This is a genomic window from Brevundimonas subvibrioides (assembly GCF_027271155.1).
In the GTDB taxonomy this organism is placed as follows: domain Bacteria; phylum Pseudomonadota; class Alphaproteobacteria; order Caulobacterales; family Caulobacteraceae; genus Brevundimonas; species Brevundimonas subvibrioides_D.
Window position 1 is genome coordinate 2,197,725 of record NZ_CP114542.1, and the last position, 16,613, is coordinate 2,214,337.

Here is a 16,613-nt window from a genome sequence, read left to right on the forward strand (position 1 = left end):
GCTAGAGAATGATTTTGCCGACGTCACTCCCTCTTCCCTCTCCCTCCGGGAGAGGGACGACACTTCGGCACCTTCCTTCCTCTCGCCCGACCCCTTAAACACCGGAGCGATGACCGACACCGCCTCCGCCCCGCCGCCGAAATCTTCGGCCTTCCATGAACTGGAGGTTTTGTCCGTCCGCCGCTGGACCGAGGGCCTGTTCAGCTTCCGCGTCGCCCGGCCCGAGGACTTCCGCTTCCGTTCCGGCGAGTTCGTGATGATCGGCCTGCCGGGCGAGGACGGCGGTAAGCCGATCCTGCGCGCCTATTCGATCGCCAGCCCGGCATGGGACGAGGAGTTGGAGTTCCTCTCCATCGCCGTGCCCGACGGCCCCCTGACCTCACGCCTGGTCAGGATCGAGCCGGGCGACACCGTCCTGATGGGCAAGAAGCCCACCGGCACCCTGGTGCTGGATGCCCTGACCGGCGGCCAGACCCTGTGGCTGATCGGCACGGGCACGGGCCTGGCTCCCTGGCTCAGCGTGGCGCGGGATCCCGACACCTATGCCCGGTTCGGCCGCGTCATCGTCTGCCATACAGTGCGCAATGTCGCCGACCTGGCATACCGCGACTTCTTCACCTCGGGCATCCACGACGATCCCCTGATCGGCGAGGAGGCGGCGGCCCAGCTGACCTACTATCCGACCGTGACCCGCGAGGCCTTCGAGACGCCCGGCCGCATCACGGACCGCATCACGTCCGGCGCAGTCTTCGCCGATCTGGGTCTGCCCGCCGGGTTCTCGCCGGAGCGAGACCGCGTGATGCTCTGCGGCTCCATGGCCATGATCAAGGAAACCGCCGAACTGCTGGAAGGCTTCGGCCTGAAGGAAGGCTCGAACGCCGAGCCCGGCGACTATGTCCTGGAGCGCGCGTTCGTTGGCTGAGTGTTTTTCTCCCGCTCATCCCCGCGAACGCGGGGACCCAGGGCTTTGCGCGACGAACGAGACCGATTTCGCACCGCTGCTGATCCCCGCCGCCGTGCCTCACAACAGGACTTGGTCCCCGCGTTTGCGGGAACGAGCGGAGACATGATGCACAAGCCGACTGTAGTTGCGGTCGATCCCCGAGTGGATCCAGGCGAATGCATCTCGATGGTCGAGGTCCGCCAGGGCGTCGATGCCCTCGACCGTGCCCTCGTCGCCCTGCTGGCCGAACGTCAGCGCTATATGGACGCCGCCGCCCGCATCAAGCCCAACCGCGACGCCGTCCACGACGACGCCCGGATCGAGGACGTCGTGTCAAAGGTGCTGGCCGCCGCCGAGGCCCACCATCTGTCGCGCGACATCGCCGAGCCCGTCTGGCGCCTGCTGATCGACCGCTGCATCGCCCACGAGTTCAGCGCCTACGACCGGACACGGAACTGATCCGGAATTCATGCCTGTCTTGCCGTCGGGGTCTGTTCGACGGTGTCACCCTGACCCAGGTCACCCCTTGCGGCGATCACGGCTTCAGGGATCTCAGCATCAGTTCGTGGCGCCAGGCCGCGACATCGGCCAGGGCGATGTCGAGCGCGTCGCGGACCCGATCCAGCAGCGGCGGAGCGTCGGCCTTGTCCGCGGCCTCCGCGGCTTTGCAGACAGCCGCAAGCGCCCCGGCCCCGATCCCCGCCGCCGCGCCCCGGATCGTGTGCACTGCGTCCTTCCAGCCCTCCTGACGCGCGTCCAGCATCGGCGACCACATCCCGGCCTGCTGGACGAACAGGCCCAGCACCTCCTCGGCCACGGCGTCGTCGCCGCCCGTCGTCCGGTCCAGCACCGAGAAATCGACCGCCCCGGTCAGGTCGCGCCGCGACATCAGGCGGCCTGTTCGGGGTTCTTGGCCAGACGGGCGTTCCGCGACGACCACAGGAAATAGATCACCAGCCCGAAGGCGTTCCAGTACAGGAAATACAGCTGTGTCCGCGCCTGCAGGCTGAAGAAGAAGACCACGCATCCGATGATGGTGATGGCCCCGACCAGCCACCACAGGGGTGCCCGGAACGTCCGCGGCCGGTTCGGATCGCGCAGCCGCAGCACGATCAGGCACACGCCCACCGCCGCAAAGGCTGCCAGCGTCCCGGCATTGGCCAGCGATGCCAGCTCGTCCAGCCGCATGACGCCAGCCAGGGCCGCAACCACGATGGCGGTGAACACTGTCACCACCGCCGGCACGCCCCGGCTCGAGATCCTGGCCAGCGAGGTCGGCAGCAGACCGTCCCGCGCCATGCCGAGGAAGATCCGGCTTTGTCCGAACAGGAAGGCGAGCAGAACGGTCGGCAGGGCGATGACCGCCGAGGCCGCGATCGCCTGCGCCGCTGCCCCCTGCCCCATCTCGCGCAGGATCAGCGCCAGCGGTTCCGGACTGGCCGCAAAGCTGGCTACGGGCCGCGCCCCGATCGCGGCGGCCGCCACGACCAGATACAGGGCCGTGCAGATCAGCATGGATCCCACGATGCCGATGGCCAGATCCCGCTCGGGCTTTTTGGTCTCCTCCGCCGCCGTCGAGATGGCGTCGAAGCCGTAGAAGGCAAAGAAGATGATCGCCGCCGCCGCCATGACCCCGGTCTGGACCACCGGCTGGCCCGTGATCGCCTCGGCGAACGGCAGGGCGGGCGATCCGAACCCGTTGGGCATGAAGGGCGTGAAATTGGCCGCGTCGAAGGCCGGAAGCGCGATGGCCACGAACCCGATCAGCGCCGCCACCTTGATGACCACCAGAATCGCGTTCAGCGTCGCGCTCTCCCGCGTGCCCAGCAGCAGCAGACCGGTGACCACCGCGATGATCGCCACGGCCGGCAGGTTGACCAGCCCGCCCGGAACGTGCGGCCCGACCGTCAGCGCCGTCGGCAGATCGATCCCCAGCCCGGTCAGGAATCCGACCGCATAGCCGGACCAGCCCACCGCCACGGCCGAGACGACCAGCGAATACTCCAGGATCAGCGACCAGCCCACGACCCAGGCGATCACCTCGCCCAGCACCGCATAGGAATAGGCGTAGGCGCTGCCGGCCTGCGGCATCATGGTCGACAGCTCGGCATAGGCCAGGGCCGCGCAGGCGCAGACCAGACCCGCCAGAGCGAAGCTGATCATCACCGCCGGTCCCGCCAGTCCGGCCCCGACCCCGATCAGGGTCAGGATGCCGGTGCCGACGATCGCACCGACGCCGAGCGCCAGCAGGTGCGGCCAGCTCAGCGTCGCCTTCAGGCGCGGCCCGTCCGAAGCCTGATGCATCGCATCGATGGACTTTCGCCGATTCCAGAACGCCATGCCCGATCCTCCCCACGCCCGGTCGGGGCGATTCCGCTTCGGATGCTAGCCGCTTGCGACCGGATGCGGAACCGGCGCAAAAGCCCTTGCATCTGCGAGCCATTATCTCTATCCCGCCCGTTCGCCTGCGACGTCCCATGACGCCACACGCGAAGGTGGCGTGGCGATTGCATCGTCTGCCCCGACGACATGGTACGGGTGATTAGCTCAGTTGGTAGAGCAGCTGACTCTTAATCAGCGGGTCGTAGGTTCGAACCCTACATCACCCACCATCGTTCTTGTTGAAAATGCAGATAAATTCGGGCGACACGGAATCGGCGGCCTCGGCCGTGACGCGGTGTAGGTATCGCTTTAGGTAACGGCCTTGTTATCTGTGGTCCGCAGGTGCGCACCGCTGAAATCCAGTGATGGCGGGAAGCTCCCCGGCCTTAACTGTCCTGCGCCGCCTTCTTGAGCGTGTTGCGGAGCCGGGCGTTGAACTTCTTGCGCTCCCGATCCCGGACGGGCCGAAAGAACGGCTGCGGAGGGGTGTCCGACGTCCCGTATTCGATGGCGCGGGCGTAGTCATACGGGCGGCCGCTGGCCGTCTGGCGGGTCGTGAGAGGCCCCCCGGCCGATACCCGGACGCGGAGCCAGCTTTCGGTCGAAATGTCCTCCGCACGGATCGATGCGTCGAGGGCACCCTCCCCGTCCGGTGAGCCCAGCTTCATCTGATCGACGATCCGGGCGGCGGTTTCATCGATCAGCTTTTTGGCCGCGTGACGCATCCGTTCGGGGATGGCCTCGAAGTCCTTTTTCAGCTGGGCACGGGCCGCCGGGGTCAGGGGACGAACCTTGGCCATCTAGCGGGTCCGGTAGGTCTGTTTGCGCGCCAGGTCGGTCGGCACCTGTGACCGCGAGGCATTGAACGATTGAACCCCCGCACGGGCTGCCGCAGGATCGGCCACGCGCTCGACCGCCACGTCGAAGTAGGGTGACGGCGTGACGTGAACCGCCAGGGCTCCGCCGCCCGTGGCCTGTCCCGGCTTCCTGATATCGACCATCTCGCCCGGCGTTGCCCGGAAGGCGACGGTCTGGCTATCGAGTCCGCCCGACCCGCCGACCTTGAAGCTGCCGCCCGTCTTGAAGCCCGGGAGCTTGAAGCCGCCGAAGATCGAGGAAGCCACCTTGCCCAGGCCAGAGGCCGTGTTGCCGTTGCCCTGCCGGTCGAGGAGCGAAAAGAGATCGTCGGCCAGGTTCTCCAGCAACCGATTTGCGAAGCGGTCGGCCAGGTTCTCGAAATAACCCCCCAGCTCGCCGTCCAGGGCCGCGCGCATCCCGCTCACGAACTCATTGCGGAAGTTGGCCTTCGCCTCCTCCGCAACGGCCCTGGCCGCCTCATTGGCCGCCCGGTCCTTATTCAGGGCGTCGATCAGCTGGGCACGGGCGCGCTCGATTTCGGACTGGTTCAGGGTCTGGGCAATGTTCGCTTCCCGCGCCAACCAGACGCCGCGCTCTGCCTCGATCAGGCGCTGCTTATCCGCCTCGCTGATCTGGCCGTCCGTCACCTGGCGCTCAAGATCCATGAGACGCGACTGGCGTTCCTGATCCAGTAGCAGGATGGCGATCGACGCCCGCTGCTGCGCCGTGGTGGCGAGTTGGCTTTGCGCCTGAAGGGTGTCCCGCTGGGCGCTGGCCATCTGATCGTCAAACCGGCGAGCCCGTGCCAGGGCATCGGCGGCGGCGCGGTCGGTTTCGGCCTGTGCCCGGCCGGTCGATCCCGATCTGGACCCTCTCCCTCCCGACCGCGTCGGGGCGTTCGGGGCGTCGCCGATCTCACGGGTCCGGTCGGCGGCCGAAGGGCCGGCCGAAGAAATGCTGGACCGGGCGCGGCGGGCGATTTCGGCATTGACCTCGGCAAGCCGGCGGACCCATCCCTGCTGAACCTGTGTCAGACGGCCGCCGGGCTGGCGTGGGGCCTGCTGATAGGCGCGAGTGACCATGCCCTGCAGACGGGCGCTTTGATCGGCCAGGACGCGGCCCTGGCGGTTTTCCGCCCGGTCCATCGAGTTGATGAAATCGCCGACCGCGCGGGTCAGGGTGGCGAAGCTGTTGGTCACCCAGACGAAGAATGGTGCCAGGCTGGCCTGCATCGATCGGACGTTGGCGTCGATCTGCTGTTTGTTGCGCTCCAGGGCGCGGTCGGTTTCGTCCAGACCCTTCACCACGTCGCCGGAAAGAACCAGGCCAAGGTCGCGGCTCTCGCGCGCCATGTCGTTCAGGCCAGCGGACCCCCTGCGGAGCATGGGCAGGAGCGGTTCGATCCCCAGCTTGCGGGCGATCTGGACTTGCTCGGCACGGTCGCCGATCTGCGAAATCTTGTCGGCCAGGATGGGCAGGAGCTCGGTCGCGTTATCGACGGACGCCAGGGCCTCTTTCGTGAGACCCAGGCGCTCGAACACCTTCGTCACCTTCCCGGCACCGATGCCGGTCACGAAAGCCCCCAGAGAGCCGTTCAGGGCCTCCAGACCGCCCTCCAGCTTGGCAATGTCCACGCCGGTCTCGTCTGCGGCATAGCGGAGCTCCTGAAGGGCTTCCACGCCGACGCCGATGCGGTCCGCCGAGTCGGACAGGTCCGCCGCGAACTTGGCCGCGTCCTTCACGCCCTGGAGCGCCACCACAAGCGCGCCGACCCCGACAGCCGCCCCGGCACCCGCGATGCCCAGATTGCCCATCCCGGCCCCCAGACCCGGAAGGCCCGCGCCTGCGCTGCTGATCGATGACGTGAGGTCGGCCAGGCCGGACCGGGCGGCCTGGGCCAGCCCGCCGGTCTGTTTGCGGACGTTGGAGTTGGCGGCCGTGAACCGCCGCTCCATAGCCGCCAGCTTCGTGTCGGTCTGATTCGACGCCTTCAGGAGAGCTTTCTCAAAGTCCCGGAAGTCGGCTTTGACTGTGACGCCAAAGGCTTCGGTCGCGGCCGCCATGGCCTATGCCTCCGAAGGCGGGTCGATCCCGACCAGGTATGCGGCCAGGATGCTTTCGGCCATCGCGACGCCCGTGGCGAACGGATAGTCGTCCATGATCCGGTCGACGATCGGACCGACCTTCACCGCGTCCGGCTGGCCGCGTTGTGCGCCCTTCAGCCCAGCCCGGATGACGCCCGCGATCTCGCGCGGGGTGCCCTTGCCAGTGACGACACGTTGATAGAGCTCCATCGGGCCGAAGGCGTTCAGTGCGGGCTCTTCGCAGATCTCATTGACCCGCAGCTGGAACCGATAGCGATCCGCGCCGATCGACAGGTCCACGAAGGTCACCTTGCCCTCGCCAGATGCTCTCGCCTCGTTCAGTGCCGCCATCTGACCGGCTGCGCTCTCGCGGACCGCGTCGATCAGTTTTCCGTCGTTCTCTTTCGTCATGGTCGCCTCATGTTTTGAATTGTGGATGCGCGTGTTTTTGACCCGCACCGGGCCGGCAAACGGGGGGCCTCAGAACCTTGAGACCCCCCTGACCCGTTAGGGCTTGATGCCGGTGATCTTGTGGAAGGCCGCGACGTGCTCGACGGCGAAGGTTCCACGAAGGTGGGCGACGAAGGCGAACTGGAAGTTTTCCGCGTAGCGCTCCTTGAGGATTTCGATCCGCAGGCCGTTACGGATGCCGATCAAGTATCGGCTGAAGTCGCCGGTGATGATCGACGCCTCGTTCGTTCCCACGCCGCCGTTGATCGGAACGGCCGTGGTCGTCAGCTGCTGGATAGCCGCGACCTTGGCGGCGGCCTGCAGGGGCTGGCCTTGAGCGTCCACCAGGCCCGTCAGCTTCCCATCCTCGCGGGGGTGCATGATGTAGGCCGTGGGCGTGGCGTTGGCCGTCAGAACGGCAGTCCGGGCGGTATTCAGGGGGAGATAGTTGGCCAGCACTGCGTTGTGAGCGAGCGCCCCGATGCCGGCCATATTGACCAGGCCCTCGGGCTCCGAACCCGTGCCCGAACCGAAGAGACCAGCGCGGTCAAACTCGACCGCCATTGCTGCCGTCAGGCTCCTTTGCAGGGCCTCCTCGATGTTCAGGCTGTCCTCCAGAACTTCGCGGCTGACCTTGACCAGCACGGCGAGGGATTTCGGGGCCATCGACACCCGGGTGAAGGTCGGGTCGCTTTCCGCGATCGCCGCGTTCTCAGCCCGCCAGGCCGGAACCGGGTCGGTCGCGATCTTGGCGATGTAGTTTTGATCGGAGGAGAGCGGGACCGTGCGAGCGCCAGCGCGGACCAGGACCGATTGCGCCCGCAGGCGGTCGATCAGCTGGGCCGACAGGATATCGGGAACGGTGAAGCCACCGGCCGAGTCGGTGCCTTCGGACAGGGCGCGCTTTTCTTCGTCGTTCTTCGGGCCGAGCACCATCGCGCGGAGGAGAGCCCCGGCCGAGACGCCGAACTCCTGACGGTTCTTGCCATGCTCGCGAGCCCAGTCCGCCATCCGCTGTTCGGGACGAAGGGCATAGGCAAGGTCAACGTCCGGCGCTTCATGGCCGCCACGGCCTTCGGAACGCGCGCTCTCACCATACCAGACCGAGTCACGAGGGATGGGACGCCGGGCGGCGCGGGCGGACTCAGTGCGAGCGCCGCGGTTGCCTTGCTCGATCCTGTAGTCCTTCTCTTCCGAAATCAGATCATAGACGGCCATGAGGCCGTCATGGGCTTCCGACAGCGAGCGTTCCTCGGCTTCATCTGCGCCGTCCATCTTGTCGAGCACACCGCGAGAGATATCGCCGACCGAACGCTGGGCAGCGTTCAGCTTGGACCATTCCATCAGGTGCGGCTCGAAATTCTCAGGGTCAGGGATGCCGATGCCGCGCAGCTTGAGGCCCGCGTGCTTTTTGACCGCCTGGGCGGTGCGAAGTTCCATGATGCTCATGGGGTCTGTTCCTTCTCAGATGCGGGCGCAGGGCGTATCGACGCTCGAGCGAAACCGCAGGGTTGAACCTTGGGGTTTGCCCAGCGCGCGACCCCATCAGGGCACCGTCTGGAAGGCTGCGATGCATCCGCGCCATCAGCGCGGACGATCAACCAGCCCGTCGAATGTGCCCGATTTGTTCTCTCACAGCAAGTCAATGCGCAGTGCCCTGCGAATGTCTGCGGGCGATGGCTTCGACCAGCACGTCGAAGGCCGATAGGGCGCGTGGCGCATCCCAGGCCATGCTCAGAATGTCCGCCCCGGCGGCGAGCATGGTCAGCGCGAGCTCAACGGGACTGTGGCCGGCGGCCATCTGCTCGTTGACCAGAGCCTCAACGCGGCGGGCGGCGTCCGTTCGGTTGTCTTCGCTGCTCATCCTTGTTCCTTTTCGGTGAGGGCCGCCGTGATGGCAGCGCGTGTGGATTTCCGAAGACGCTTGATCGTCCGTTCGGTGAAGCCGTTCCTGCGAAGGCCCTCCTCGGCGAGGGCCAGCACCCGGGCGATTTCGGCAGGATCTGGAGCATTGCTCATCGGCCAGGCCTCCTCATGGGTGCCCGCGCGCGCGAGAAGTCTGTGTTTGGGTTATCGTTCCAGAACCCGGCCGGTGTCCGCGTCGAACCCGCCAGAACGCTCAATGCCCCCTCTGCCCGCTCGATCATGGCCTCCGCAGTTTGAAGCTGGGTGATGAAGCCGGGCAGGCTGTCGCCGCGAATATGGAACCGACGAAACGGGCGATCAGGTGGTGTCTTCCCAATGGGAACCTCCTGAAGCTGGAGATGCAGGCTGCCGCGCATCCAGACCAGCGAGGCCAACATTGCTACGCCGGGGTTCAGATCGACGAGGCCGAGCTTCGCCTCCACGGTGCCGTGTGGTTTGACGCTCATTGCTGACGCCCCATGATCGGACAGCCCAGCTCTTCGGCCGACCAGGTCCAGAGATCGGAAGGCTCGCCGTCTATCAAGGTGGTGCATTCGATCACCCGAAGCGGTGAGGCCGTTTCCGCACCACCACCACTGCCCCCCTCTATAGGAGGTGGGGCAGGTGGTGCAGTGGTGCAGACGGGTGCAACACCGGGTTCAGATGCGTGGTGGTGCAAGGTGGTGCAGTGGTGCGCTTTCATGCTGTTTCGGCCCATTTCCCGACCTCAATCATCGGCCGTTCCTGACGTGTCTTGTCGGGTGCCATCACCCGGTTGAGCGCCCCCTCCTTCAGCCATCTGGCCAGCAAGCTCTTGACCTTGGACTTGTCGCCCGCGTCATCGAGGTTGAGCCCCAGCGTGTCGGCGACAGCGCGTCCGGCCCATTCGTTCGCCTGACTGTTCTCGCGCCACTGGCCGCCATCGATCGCCCGCTGAACAGCAAGCAGATCGGCCGCCGTGACCCCGTCGAAGGCATCGGGCCACTGCCAGGTGCGAACCGCTCCGACATTGTCGGATGGCTCATAGTCGTCGCCGTTGCCCAGATCGACGCTGGCCACCTGAAACCAGTCCGCGCCTTCGGCCGGCGGCGCGAGGTTGGCCTTGCCGTTCTCGACCCTGAAATACGCTTCGCCCGGCTTGACGCCGGCTCGCTCTCGCTCCTCTTTCGACATGGCATTCAGGACGCGGGCGGACCTGGCGGCATTGAGAAGCGACACGGCTCCCCGGCCATCCTCGACCGTGGTCTCGGCACCGTTCGTCTTGCGGGTGTGGTGCACCAGCTCGATCGCCGTGTTCGTCACGTCCGCGATCTTGCCCCAGCGTTTGGCCACCAGGTCGATCGCGTTGTTATCGTTCTCAGTGACCCGGTGCGAACTGACGAACGGATCAATGATGACGACATCGAGTCTCAGGGTGCGGATGGTGTCCAGCACGGCCTCGACGTTCGGCCCTAGGATGGTCGCGCCGGATGGACCTTGCTCGGCAATGATGACCTCATCCTCTCGACCGCTGCCCAAGTGAAGCCACCCTTCCAGATCGTCGCGATAGAGGTCGTGTAGGAGAGACGCCGCGAGGGCCCGGCGTTCGGTTTCCTCGAACGGATCTTCGCCGTTCCAGTAGCCGACCCTCAGACGCTCGCGGGGCCGGATGCCCAGGACCGGCTTGCCGCTGGCCATCGCCATTGCTTCAGAGAGAACCAGGGCGGACTTGCCGACACCGCCGGGGGCAAAGGTAGCGCTCACGAACCTGCGGATCAGATGCCGGCCATAGACCCACTGGCGACGCGGCATGGTGGCCGGGTCGCGCCAAACGAATGGTCGGACGAACTGGCCGAGCGGTCGGTCGAGATCGTCAGCAGTCGTCCCATCGAGATCGACGCCCCAGTCTTCGGCGCTCATCACGTCGGGAATGCCGGGCCTGGTCGTGGTCGTCTGGGCATCCCACCATGCCTCGACCTCTGCATCGGTCCTGCAGTCTGACAGCTTCTCAGGGTGATCGTCGGCGGCTGGATAGGCGCTCATCGCACCACCTCCAGGCCGCAGAAATGGCCGTCATCGTTGAAGCTGGACCGCAGTTTGGTGTAGTGTGTCCCTGCCTCGTCATGGTGGCGCTCCGACTGAACCGCCCCGGTTTCGCCCGCCAGCGAGCCGGGGTTTTTCGTGAATGGCCGTGTCGGGCAGTAACCTGTTGCGACCCTCAAAAGGCGACCTCCGGCTCGTCGTCCCCGGTGATCGCCCCCTCGTCTTCGCAAGCCTCCTCGGCGTCGATCCAGTCCGACCCCAGGGGTTCCGACTTAATCGCCCAGTCCTGATCCATAGCGAGCATGAACGATAGTGATGGTTCGAGGTCGTTGCCGGGCTCGAAATCGGCATCGCCATCCATCCGGTCCAGGGCGAGGATCAGCCGGTCAACGGCGGCCTCCATTTTGCTGCGAAGGCGTTGCCGGGCGACGGCGGGGTGTTCGGTTATGGGGAGGTGAAGGACAACCATGCCTCACACACCCTCGCGTTCGGCAATCCGGGCCTCGACCCACCCATTGACTTCGCTTTCAAGCCATCCGTTGGCCCGCAGGTTCAGCTTGACCGGCTTGGGGAAACTGCCGTTGCCCATCTTCTCATAGATGGTCGATCGGCGCAGGGACGTGCGCTCGATGACCTGCGGAAGCCTCAGTAACTTTTGCATTGCCGTCTCCGGTGCATTTCGGACGGCCAAGCACTTATGCGGACGCTAACGCCCTAATCACCTCGTTTAGGGCGCTTTCGCGGAGAGTAATAATCGGCCTCAATCGCCTTGGCCGTGACACCCTCCTGCTCTGCGATGATGGCAAAGGCAGCTGTTTTCTTGATCGGGGCCGGTCCATTGCAGAGAGCGTTAACGGCCGTGACGCGCTCGGCCTGGCTACGTCCCTTTCGAGAGTCCTTCCCAGCCTTATGGATCGTCTTTCCGGTGATCCAGACGCGTTCGTGCTCCAGCTTGATCCGGGACTCCGCCCTCAGGACGCCCAAGTAGTATGCGAATAGTGCAGCGCGGGCGTGGTCGCCGCGCGCCTGATTATCCCGGATCCAGTGGACTCTATCCATCATCGCGGCAGCTAAGCCGGCGGGACTATCTTTCGCAATGCCCTTAGCTTGAGCGAGCGGCTCTACCGTGTTGGCGATGCCCCATCCTGCCAACCAGTCTTCGTCTGCCCAAGGCTTCCATTCGCCCGAAGTCTTATAGGCGTAGCAGCCATGGGAGCTGGGTAAACCCGCATCTAGCAACGGCCCCCGACAGGCTCGCTCGATCGATGCAATGAGTCCATCCAGGCCTGCGGCTTCTAGAGCGGAAACGACCTCCGGGTTTTCTCGGTCCTCGTTCAGGTCCCAGCGGAGGGTCGCCTTTTCCGTTAGGCCGCTACCGGTTGTTCCTCTTCGCAGTGTCATCGTAGCGCCACCACGTTACCCCGCTCTGTAGCCGTCACGATCCGCTTGACCTCGGCTGCCCATGCGTCCAGTGCGTGCCGCTTTTCCTCCAGGAAGTCGTGGCGCTGATAGACGCCGACCAGGCCGCCGCGTGTCCCTGCGACGTGGTTCAGCACCGCCTCAGTGACCTCTAGCCGGATAGCCAAGCGTTGAAGGCCGGTCGCCATCGTTCGCCGAAGATCGTGCAGCGTCCAATGCTCAACCGGCCCCCCTAGCTCCTTGGCCATGTTTCCGATGATCCTCGCCAGCGCCTTGCTGAAGCCTGACGCGCCACGTTCAGGGTCAGTGCGCGAGGGAAATAGCTTCGCGCTCCCGTCGATCGTCGGCAGGGCCTTTACGATTGTCACCGCCGCCGGAGATAGCGGAACAAGGTGCGCCTTACCGTTCTTCGCCCGGTCGCCTGGGATGGTCCACAAGCCCGCCTCTAGGTCGAACTCATCACGATCGGCGCTAAACACTTCATCGCGGCGCTGCCCGGTCAGGATCAGCAGTCGGACGGCAGGGCCCCAAGGGTGCCCCTCCTCCTCCAGCACCGTCCACAAGGCTTTGATTTCATCGATGGTCAGCACCCGCTCGCGGGCCTTCGGCCTGTCCGGCTTTCCCGCGTCTCGGCACGGGTTGACCTCCAGGCGGTGAAGACGAGGCATGGCCCAGGAATAGAACGCCGACAGCTGGGCAGCGACAGCGCGGGCCATGACGGGGGTAGGCTTGCCGCCGGCAGTCGCCACCCCGTCGACCAGCCGGGTTATGTCGGCGCGGGTGATGCTGTCCGCCAAGCGGTCCCCGATTGCCGGCAGGACATACCGCTCGAATATCCGTTCGATTTCGCCGATCGAACGCTTGCCCGCCTTCGCCTTCTTGTAGTTGGCAAACAGTGCGCGGATCGTGCCCGAGCCCGCGCCGCTCGCCTTGCGGGTTTCACCTCTCGGGTCGGCACCACCCTCGATGTCGTTCAGCAGGGACCGCGCTTTCTTGCGAGCGTCTGACAGAGTGAAGCGCCGGTCATGGAAGCGGCCGACGGTGAGGTTGGCAATGCGCCCGCCGATGCGCTTTCGGATGATGAACGTCCGGACACCGGATGCTCCGATGCGGATCCGAAGGCCAGGAACAACCTTGTCGCTGTATTCGGCCTGTCCCTTCTCTGGAACGTCCAGCCCCTTGATCTTCGCGTCCGTCAGACCGACTGCGCCCGCCATCGTGACCTCCTGCATCTGCATCAGCGGGTCTTGGGGTCCGTTACCTAAAGTAACAGGTTGAGACACATACCCTCGGAAACCGCCGGACGAACATGGACGGCAAATGCCTATTTTACAAGGGTTTTGGGACGGTCGCGGACCCGATCGGACGGTCGCGAAAATAACTCTTAATCAGCGGGTCGCAGGTTCGAACCCTGCATCACCCACCATCGTCCCCTCTGGAACCTGATCCACGGATCGGCGGTTGTCCGGACAGGCGGCGCACAGGCCGCGTGATGTTCAGGGACAGGATCAGGCCATGAAGACCGCTTCCATACTCGTCGTCGCCGCGCTGGCGACGCTGTCGCTCTCGGCCTGCACCAGGGCTGAGGATACACCGGCGAATGTGCCGGAAACCGCCGCCACCATGGCCGAGGGTCAGAATGAGGCGACCGGGGCGATCGAACCTGGTGTTGGCTCGCCTCCCGAACCCGGCGCGGGCGTCCCCGATGCCTCCCGGCCTGACGTCACGCCGAACCCGGACGGTACCAATCCCGTTCCGCCCCAGCCACGGGACCCGGTTCAGGCCCCGCCTGCCTGAGGCTGTTTCAACCGTCAATTATCGCGGCTCGTTCACCAGCCACTCGGCGTCACGCCCCGCCTCATAGCCGTCTCTCAGCGCTTGTCGCGGCTGGTCGGCCCCCAGTTGCGAGATCTGCTCGACCCAGACATCGGCCAGGCGGCGCACCGTCGTCGTGACCCATCCCGGCGCCTGCTGGCGCGACCAATTCTGGATCGAGACGGCGTTGAAGATCAGCAGAAAGGCCCCCGCGATGACGATCGTGCGGCTGGCCCAGCGCCGGTCACGGGCGGCGACGCCTTCATCGTCGGGCGGCAGTCCCGGCGGAAAGGCGAACTGGCCCAGCGCGATCAGCGGCGTCAACGCCGATGCGACGGCAGGCGCTGCCGTCGACAGATCGTGGGCGTCGGCGGTTTCGATCCAGTCGCTGTCAGGGTCGGCCGCGACGCTGTCCAGATAGGGCTCGGCGCGCTCACCGTCCAAAGGCGGAAAAGGCGACACCGTATTGGCCACGGGAAACGGGCCCAGCGGTATCTCGGGCTCGTCGGGATGATCGGTCATCGGCCTGCCCCCCCTCAGAACTGGAAATAGATGAAGGGGGCCACGCCGTCCGGACGCACGGCCTCGACCATCAGGATCGCAGCGCCGAGCAGCAGCCCCATGGTCAGGGACGGTGCAGGCTTCAGCCAGCCCGCCACGCCCTCCGCCGCGCGCGGGGGCAGCCAGTGCATGGCCAGTCCGCCGACGATCAATACCAGCAGGAAGGGCGTGACCATTGTCGCCGGCGACCAGCGGCCGAGTCCTGACACAACCTCCATCGCCATCGGGAAGCTCTCGGCCCTGAACAGGATCCACCCCAGACACACGATGTGGAAGGTGATGAGCCCGCCCAGCCAGGCGGGCGGCCCCCTGCCCGGCCCAAGGATGGACCGACCGAGCCGCTCGACCACCTGGACCCCGCCGTGCAGGGCGCCCCATGCGACGAAGGTCCAGGCCGCCCCGTGCCACAGCCCGCCCAGCAGCATGGTGAGGAAGACGTTCAGGCAGGATCGCACCAGCCCCTTCCTGCCGCCCCCCAGGGGCACATAGAGGTAGTCCCTCAGCCAGCTGGACAGGCTGATGTGCCAGCGCCGCCAGAACTCCTGCATGGAACTGGCCCGGTACGGCTGGTCGAAATTCCTCGGGAAGGAATAGCCCAGAAGGGCTGCGATCCCGATCGCCATATCCGAATAGGCCGAGAAGTCGCAGTAGATCTGGACCGCATAGCCATAGACCGCCGCCATCAGGTCCAGCGTCCCATAGGCAGCCGGGTCAAAGAACACCGGATCAACCAGCCGGACCGACAGCTCGGACGCGATCACCGTCTTCTTGAACAGGCCCCAGACGATCAGCAGCAAGCCGTGCGCCGCCATCTCGCGCGTCAGCCGGGGCACGCGCTCGAACTGGGGCAAGAGGTCCGACGCCCGCACGATCGGCCCGGCAACCAGATGCGGGAAGAAGCTCATCAACAGCATCACGTCGAGCAGCGACTTCGCCAGCGGCGTCTTTCCGCGATGAACGTCCACGACATAGGAGATGCCCTGGAAGGTGAAGAAGGAGATCCCGACCGGCAGCACCACCTGCAACAGCGGCAGATCCCGCTCCCACCCGAACCGGGTCAGCAAGTCGCCCGCCTGTTCGACGAAGAAACCGTAATACTTGAAGAAGCCCAGGATCAGCAGATTGCCTGCGACGCCCAGCCCGACCAGCCAGACGCGCCGGTCGGCCGGCCTGCGCGCGATCAGGACCGCCACGCCCCAGTTCAGCACCGCCGAACCGATCAGCAGGCCGACGAAGCGCCAGTCCCACTGGGCATAGAAGAACCAGCTGGCCAGCAGCAGGAACAGCTTTCTGCGTCCATTCTCGCGGTCCAGCGACCAGGCGGTGAAATAGACGAACAGGAAGAACACGCCGAAGGCCAGCGTCGGGAACAGCACCTCAGAACCCCCGCCGGTCGTACGCCGTCATCAGGTCGGCGAACAGCAGGGCACCGATCCAGTCGCCGCCGGCCCGGGTGAAATGCACATGATCGCCACGCATCAGGGGCGCGTCCCCCAGCGTCAGGGCGAAGGCCGAACAGTCTCCCCCCATACGGCCCTTCCAGTCCCAGAACGCGACGCCCGTCGATGCCGCCACCCTGTGCTGCACGTCTCGCACCACCGAAAGCATGGCGGGCGCCTTCCAGCGCTGCTCCGTGTCGCCAGGACAGGTCCCGCCGCCGTCCCCGCGCATCGCCTCGGGTGCCCCCAGGATGAGGATGGATGCGCCGGGTGCCGCGCGCCTGACCCGGTCGATCTTGTCCCGCAGCAAGGCCTCATAGGCGGCCGGGTCCAGCAGCTCGTCGAACCCCTCGTTGGTGCCATAGGCGATGACGACCAGGTCCGGCGTCCCGTCGGGGCCCGGCAGCGGTTCGGTCGCGGCCATGGCGTTCAGGGTCGCGCCGACCCGTCCATGGGCGTCCATGATGATCTCACGCCCTTCGAACCGCCCTTTCAGCCGCCACAGCAGCGAGGCCTCGATGTCGCCGCCCGCCGTGTGACTGTCGCCGAACTGGACGATGCGCACGATCCGTCCCGGCTGTTGCAGGGCGCGAAAGAAAGATGCCAATGCCCCGGGCTGGCAGAGTCCTTCCGGACAGGTCGCACTGACCGGCGACGGCAGGGCCACATAGGGCCGTTCCTGCGCCTGACCTGCCCCGGCGAGCATCGACAGGCTCCCTGCGATCAGCGCCGCGC

20 protein-coding genes and 1 tRNA gene are annotated in these 16,613 nt (G+C 65.9%); 4 read left to right on the forward strand and 17 right to left on the reverse strand.

Annotation, left to right across the window (positions count from 1 at the left end; genetic code table 11):
- Nucleotides 1-109 precede the first annotated feature (109 nt).
- Nucleotides 110-922, forward strand: a complete 813-nt coding sequence (locus tag O3139_RS11025; protein ID WP_269514123.1) for a ferredoxin--NADP reductase — start codon at nt 110-112, stop codon at nt 920-922.
- Nucleotides 923-1,069: 147 nt separating this feature from the next.
- Nucleotides 1,070-1,402 (forward strand): chorismate mutase, encoded by a 333-nt coding sequence (locus O3139_RS11030; protein WP_269516477.1) that lies wholly within the window; start codon nt 1,070-1,072, stop codon nt 1,400-1,402.
- A gap of 76 nt (nt 1,403-1,478) precedes the next feature.
- Here O3139_RS11030 and O3139_RS11035 read toward each other — a convergent pair whose 3' ends face one another.
- Nucleotides 1,479-1,832, reverse strand: a complete 354-nt coding sequence (locus tag O3139_RS11035) for an Hpt domain-containing protein (RefSeq protein WP_269514124.1) — start codon at nt 1,830-1,832, stop codon at nt 1,479-1,481.
- A complete protein-coding gene (locus O3139_RS11040) occupies nt 1,832-3,283 on the reverse strand; it encodes an amino acid permease (protein ID WP_269514125.1) in 1,452 nt (483 codons plus the stop codon). The genes O3139_RS11035 and O3139_RS11040 overlap by 1 nt, the downstream gene beginning before the upstream one ends.
- Before the next feature lie 196 nt (nt 3,284-3,479).
- On the opposite strand from O3139_RS11040, the gene O3139_RS11045 reads away from it, so the two are divergent.
- Nucleotides 3,480-3,555, forward strand: a tRNA-Lys gene (locus tag O3139_RS11045).
- 156 nt (nt 3,556-3,711) lie between these two features.
- On the opposite strand, the gene O3139_RS11050 is transcribed toward O3139_RS11045, so the two are convergent.
- The 12 genes from O3139_RS11050 to O3139_RS11105 form a co-directional block, all read right to left on the reverse strand.
- Nucleotides 3,712-4,125: an HK97-gp10 family putative phage morphogenesis protein gene (locus tag O3139_RS11050; protein ID WP_269514126.1), complete on the reverse strand. Its 414-nt coding sequence runs from the start codon at nt 4,123-4,125 to the stop codon at nt 3,712-3,714.
- Entirely contained in the window at nt 4,126-6,246 is a 2,121-nt protein-coding gene (locus tag O3139_RS11055) for a hypothetical protein (RefSeq protein ID WP_269514127.1), read from the reverse strand.
- Between the two features lie 3 nt (nt 6,247-6,249).
- Nucleotides 6,250-6,678, reverse strand: a complete 429-nt coding sequence (locus O3139_RS11060) for a GTA-gp10 family protein (protein WP_269514128.1) — start codon at nt 6,676-6,678, stop codon at nt 6,250-6,252.
- A gap of 96 nt (nt 6,679-6,774) precedes the next feature.
- Entirely contained in the window at nt 6,775-8,166 is a 1,392-nt protein-coding gene (locus O3139_RS11065) for a phage major capsid protein (RefSeq protein WP_269514130.1), read from the reverse strand.
- A 193-nt stretch (nt 8,167-8,359) separates the two neighbouring features.
- Nucleotides 8,360-8,581 (reverse strand): hypothetical protein, encoded by a 222-nt coding sequence (locus O3139_RS11070; RefSeq protein ID WP_269514131.1) that lies wholly within the window; start codon nt 8,579-8,581, stop codon nt 8,360-8,362.
- Nucleotides 8,578-8,736 carry a hypothetical protein gene (locus tag O3139_RS11075; RefSeq protein ID WP_269514132.1) on the reverse strand — a complete coding sequence of 53 codons (159 nt, stop codon included), beginning with the start codon at nt 8,734-8,736 and terminating at the stop codon, nt 8,578-8,580. The genes O3139_RS11070 and O3139_RS11075 overlap by 4 nt, the downstream gene beginning before the upstream one ends.
- Nucleotides 8,733-9,089: a hypothetical protein gene (locus O3139_RS11080; protein ID WP_269514133.1), complete on the reverse strand. Its 357-nt coding sequence runs from the start codon at nt 9,087-9,089 to the stop codon at nt 8,733-8,735. The genes O3139_RS11075 and O3139_RS11080 overlap by 4 nt, the downstream gene beginning before the upstream one ends.
- Before the next feature lie 232 nt (nt 9,090-9,321).
- Complete coding sequence (locus O3139_RS11085) at nt 9,322-10,644, reverse strand: AAA family ATPase (protein WP_269514134.1); 1,323 nt, start codon at nt 10,642-10,644, stop codon at nt 9,322-9,324.
- A gap of 175 nt (nt 10,645-10,819) precedes the next feature.
- A complete protein-coding gene (locus O3139_RS11090; protein ID WP_269514135.1) occupies nt 10,820-11,047 on the reverse strand; it encodes a hypothetical protein in 228 nt (75 codons plus the stop codon).
- A 69-nt stretch (nt 11,048-11,116) separates the two neighbouring features.
- Nucleotides 11,117-11,305, reverse strand: coding sequence for a helix-turn-helix transcriptional regulator (locus tag O3139_RS11095; RefSeq protein ID WP_269514136.1), 189 nt, complete (start codon nt 11,303-11,305; stop codon nt 11,117-11,119).
- A 53-nt stretch (nt 11,306-11,358) separates the two neighbouring features.
- Nucleotides 11,359-12,045, reverse strand: a complete 687-nt coding sequence (locus O3139_RS11100; RefSeq protein WP_269514137.1) for a hypothetical protein — start codon at nt 12,043-12,045, stop codon at nt 11,359-11,361.
- Entirely contained in the window at nt 12,042-13,301 is a 1,260-nt protein-coding gene (locus tag O3139_RS11105; RefSeq protein WP_269514138.1) for a tyrosine-type recombinase/integrase, read from the reverse strand. Before O3139_RS11105 ends, O3139_RS11100 begins: the two co-directional genes overlap by 4 nt.
- 277 nt (nt 13,302-13,578) lie before the next feature.
- On the opposite strand from O3139_RS11105, the gene O3139_RS11110 reads away from it, so the two are divergent.
- The gene (locus O3139_RS11110) at nt 13,579-13,860 is read left to right on the forward strand and encodes a hypothetical protein (RefSeq protein ID WP_269514140.1); all 282 of its coding nucleotides are present in this window, start codon (nt 13,579-13,581) and stop codon (nt 13,858-13,860) included.
- A gap of 18 nt (nt 13,861-13,878) precedes the next feature.
- Here the strand turns inward: O3139_RS11110 and O3139_RS11115 are convergent, their stop codons facing one another.
- From O3139_RS11115 to O3139_RS11125, 3 genes are read right to left on the reverse strand one after another with little or no spacing between them, the layout of a single operon-like run.
- Entirely contained in the window at nt 13,879-14,400 is a 522-nt protein-coding gene (locus O3139_RS11115) for a hypothetical protein (RefSeq protein WP_269514141.1), read from the reverse strand.
- A 14-nt stretch (nt 14,401-14,414) separates the two neighbouring features.
- Nucleotides 14,415-15,815 carry an MBOAT family O-acyltransferase gene (locus O3139_RS11120; protein WP_269514142.1) on the reverse strand — a complete coding sequence of 467 codons (1,401 nt, stop codon included), beginning with the start codon at nt 15,813-15,815 and terminating at the stop codon, nt 14,415-14,417.
- 1 nt (nt 15,816) lies between these two features.
- On the reverse strand, nt 15,817-16,584 hold the full coding sequence (locus O3139_RS11125) for a GDSL-type esterase/lipase family protein (RefSeq protein WP_269514143.1): 768 nt from the start codon (nt 16,582-16,584) through the stop codon (nt 15,817-15,819).
- Nucleotides 16,585-16,613 lie beyond the last annotated feature (29 nt).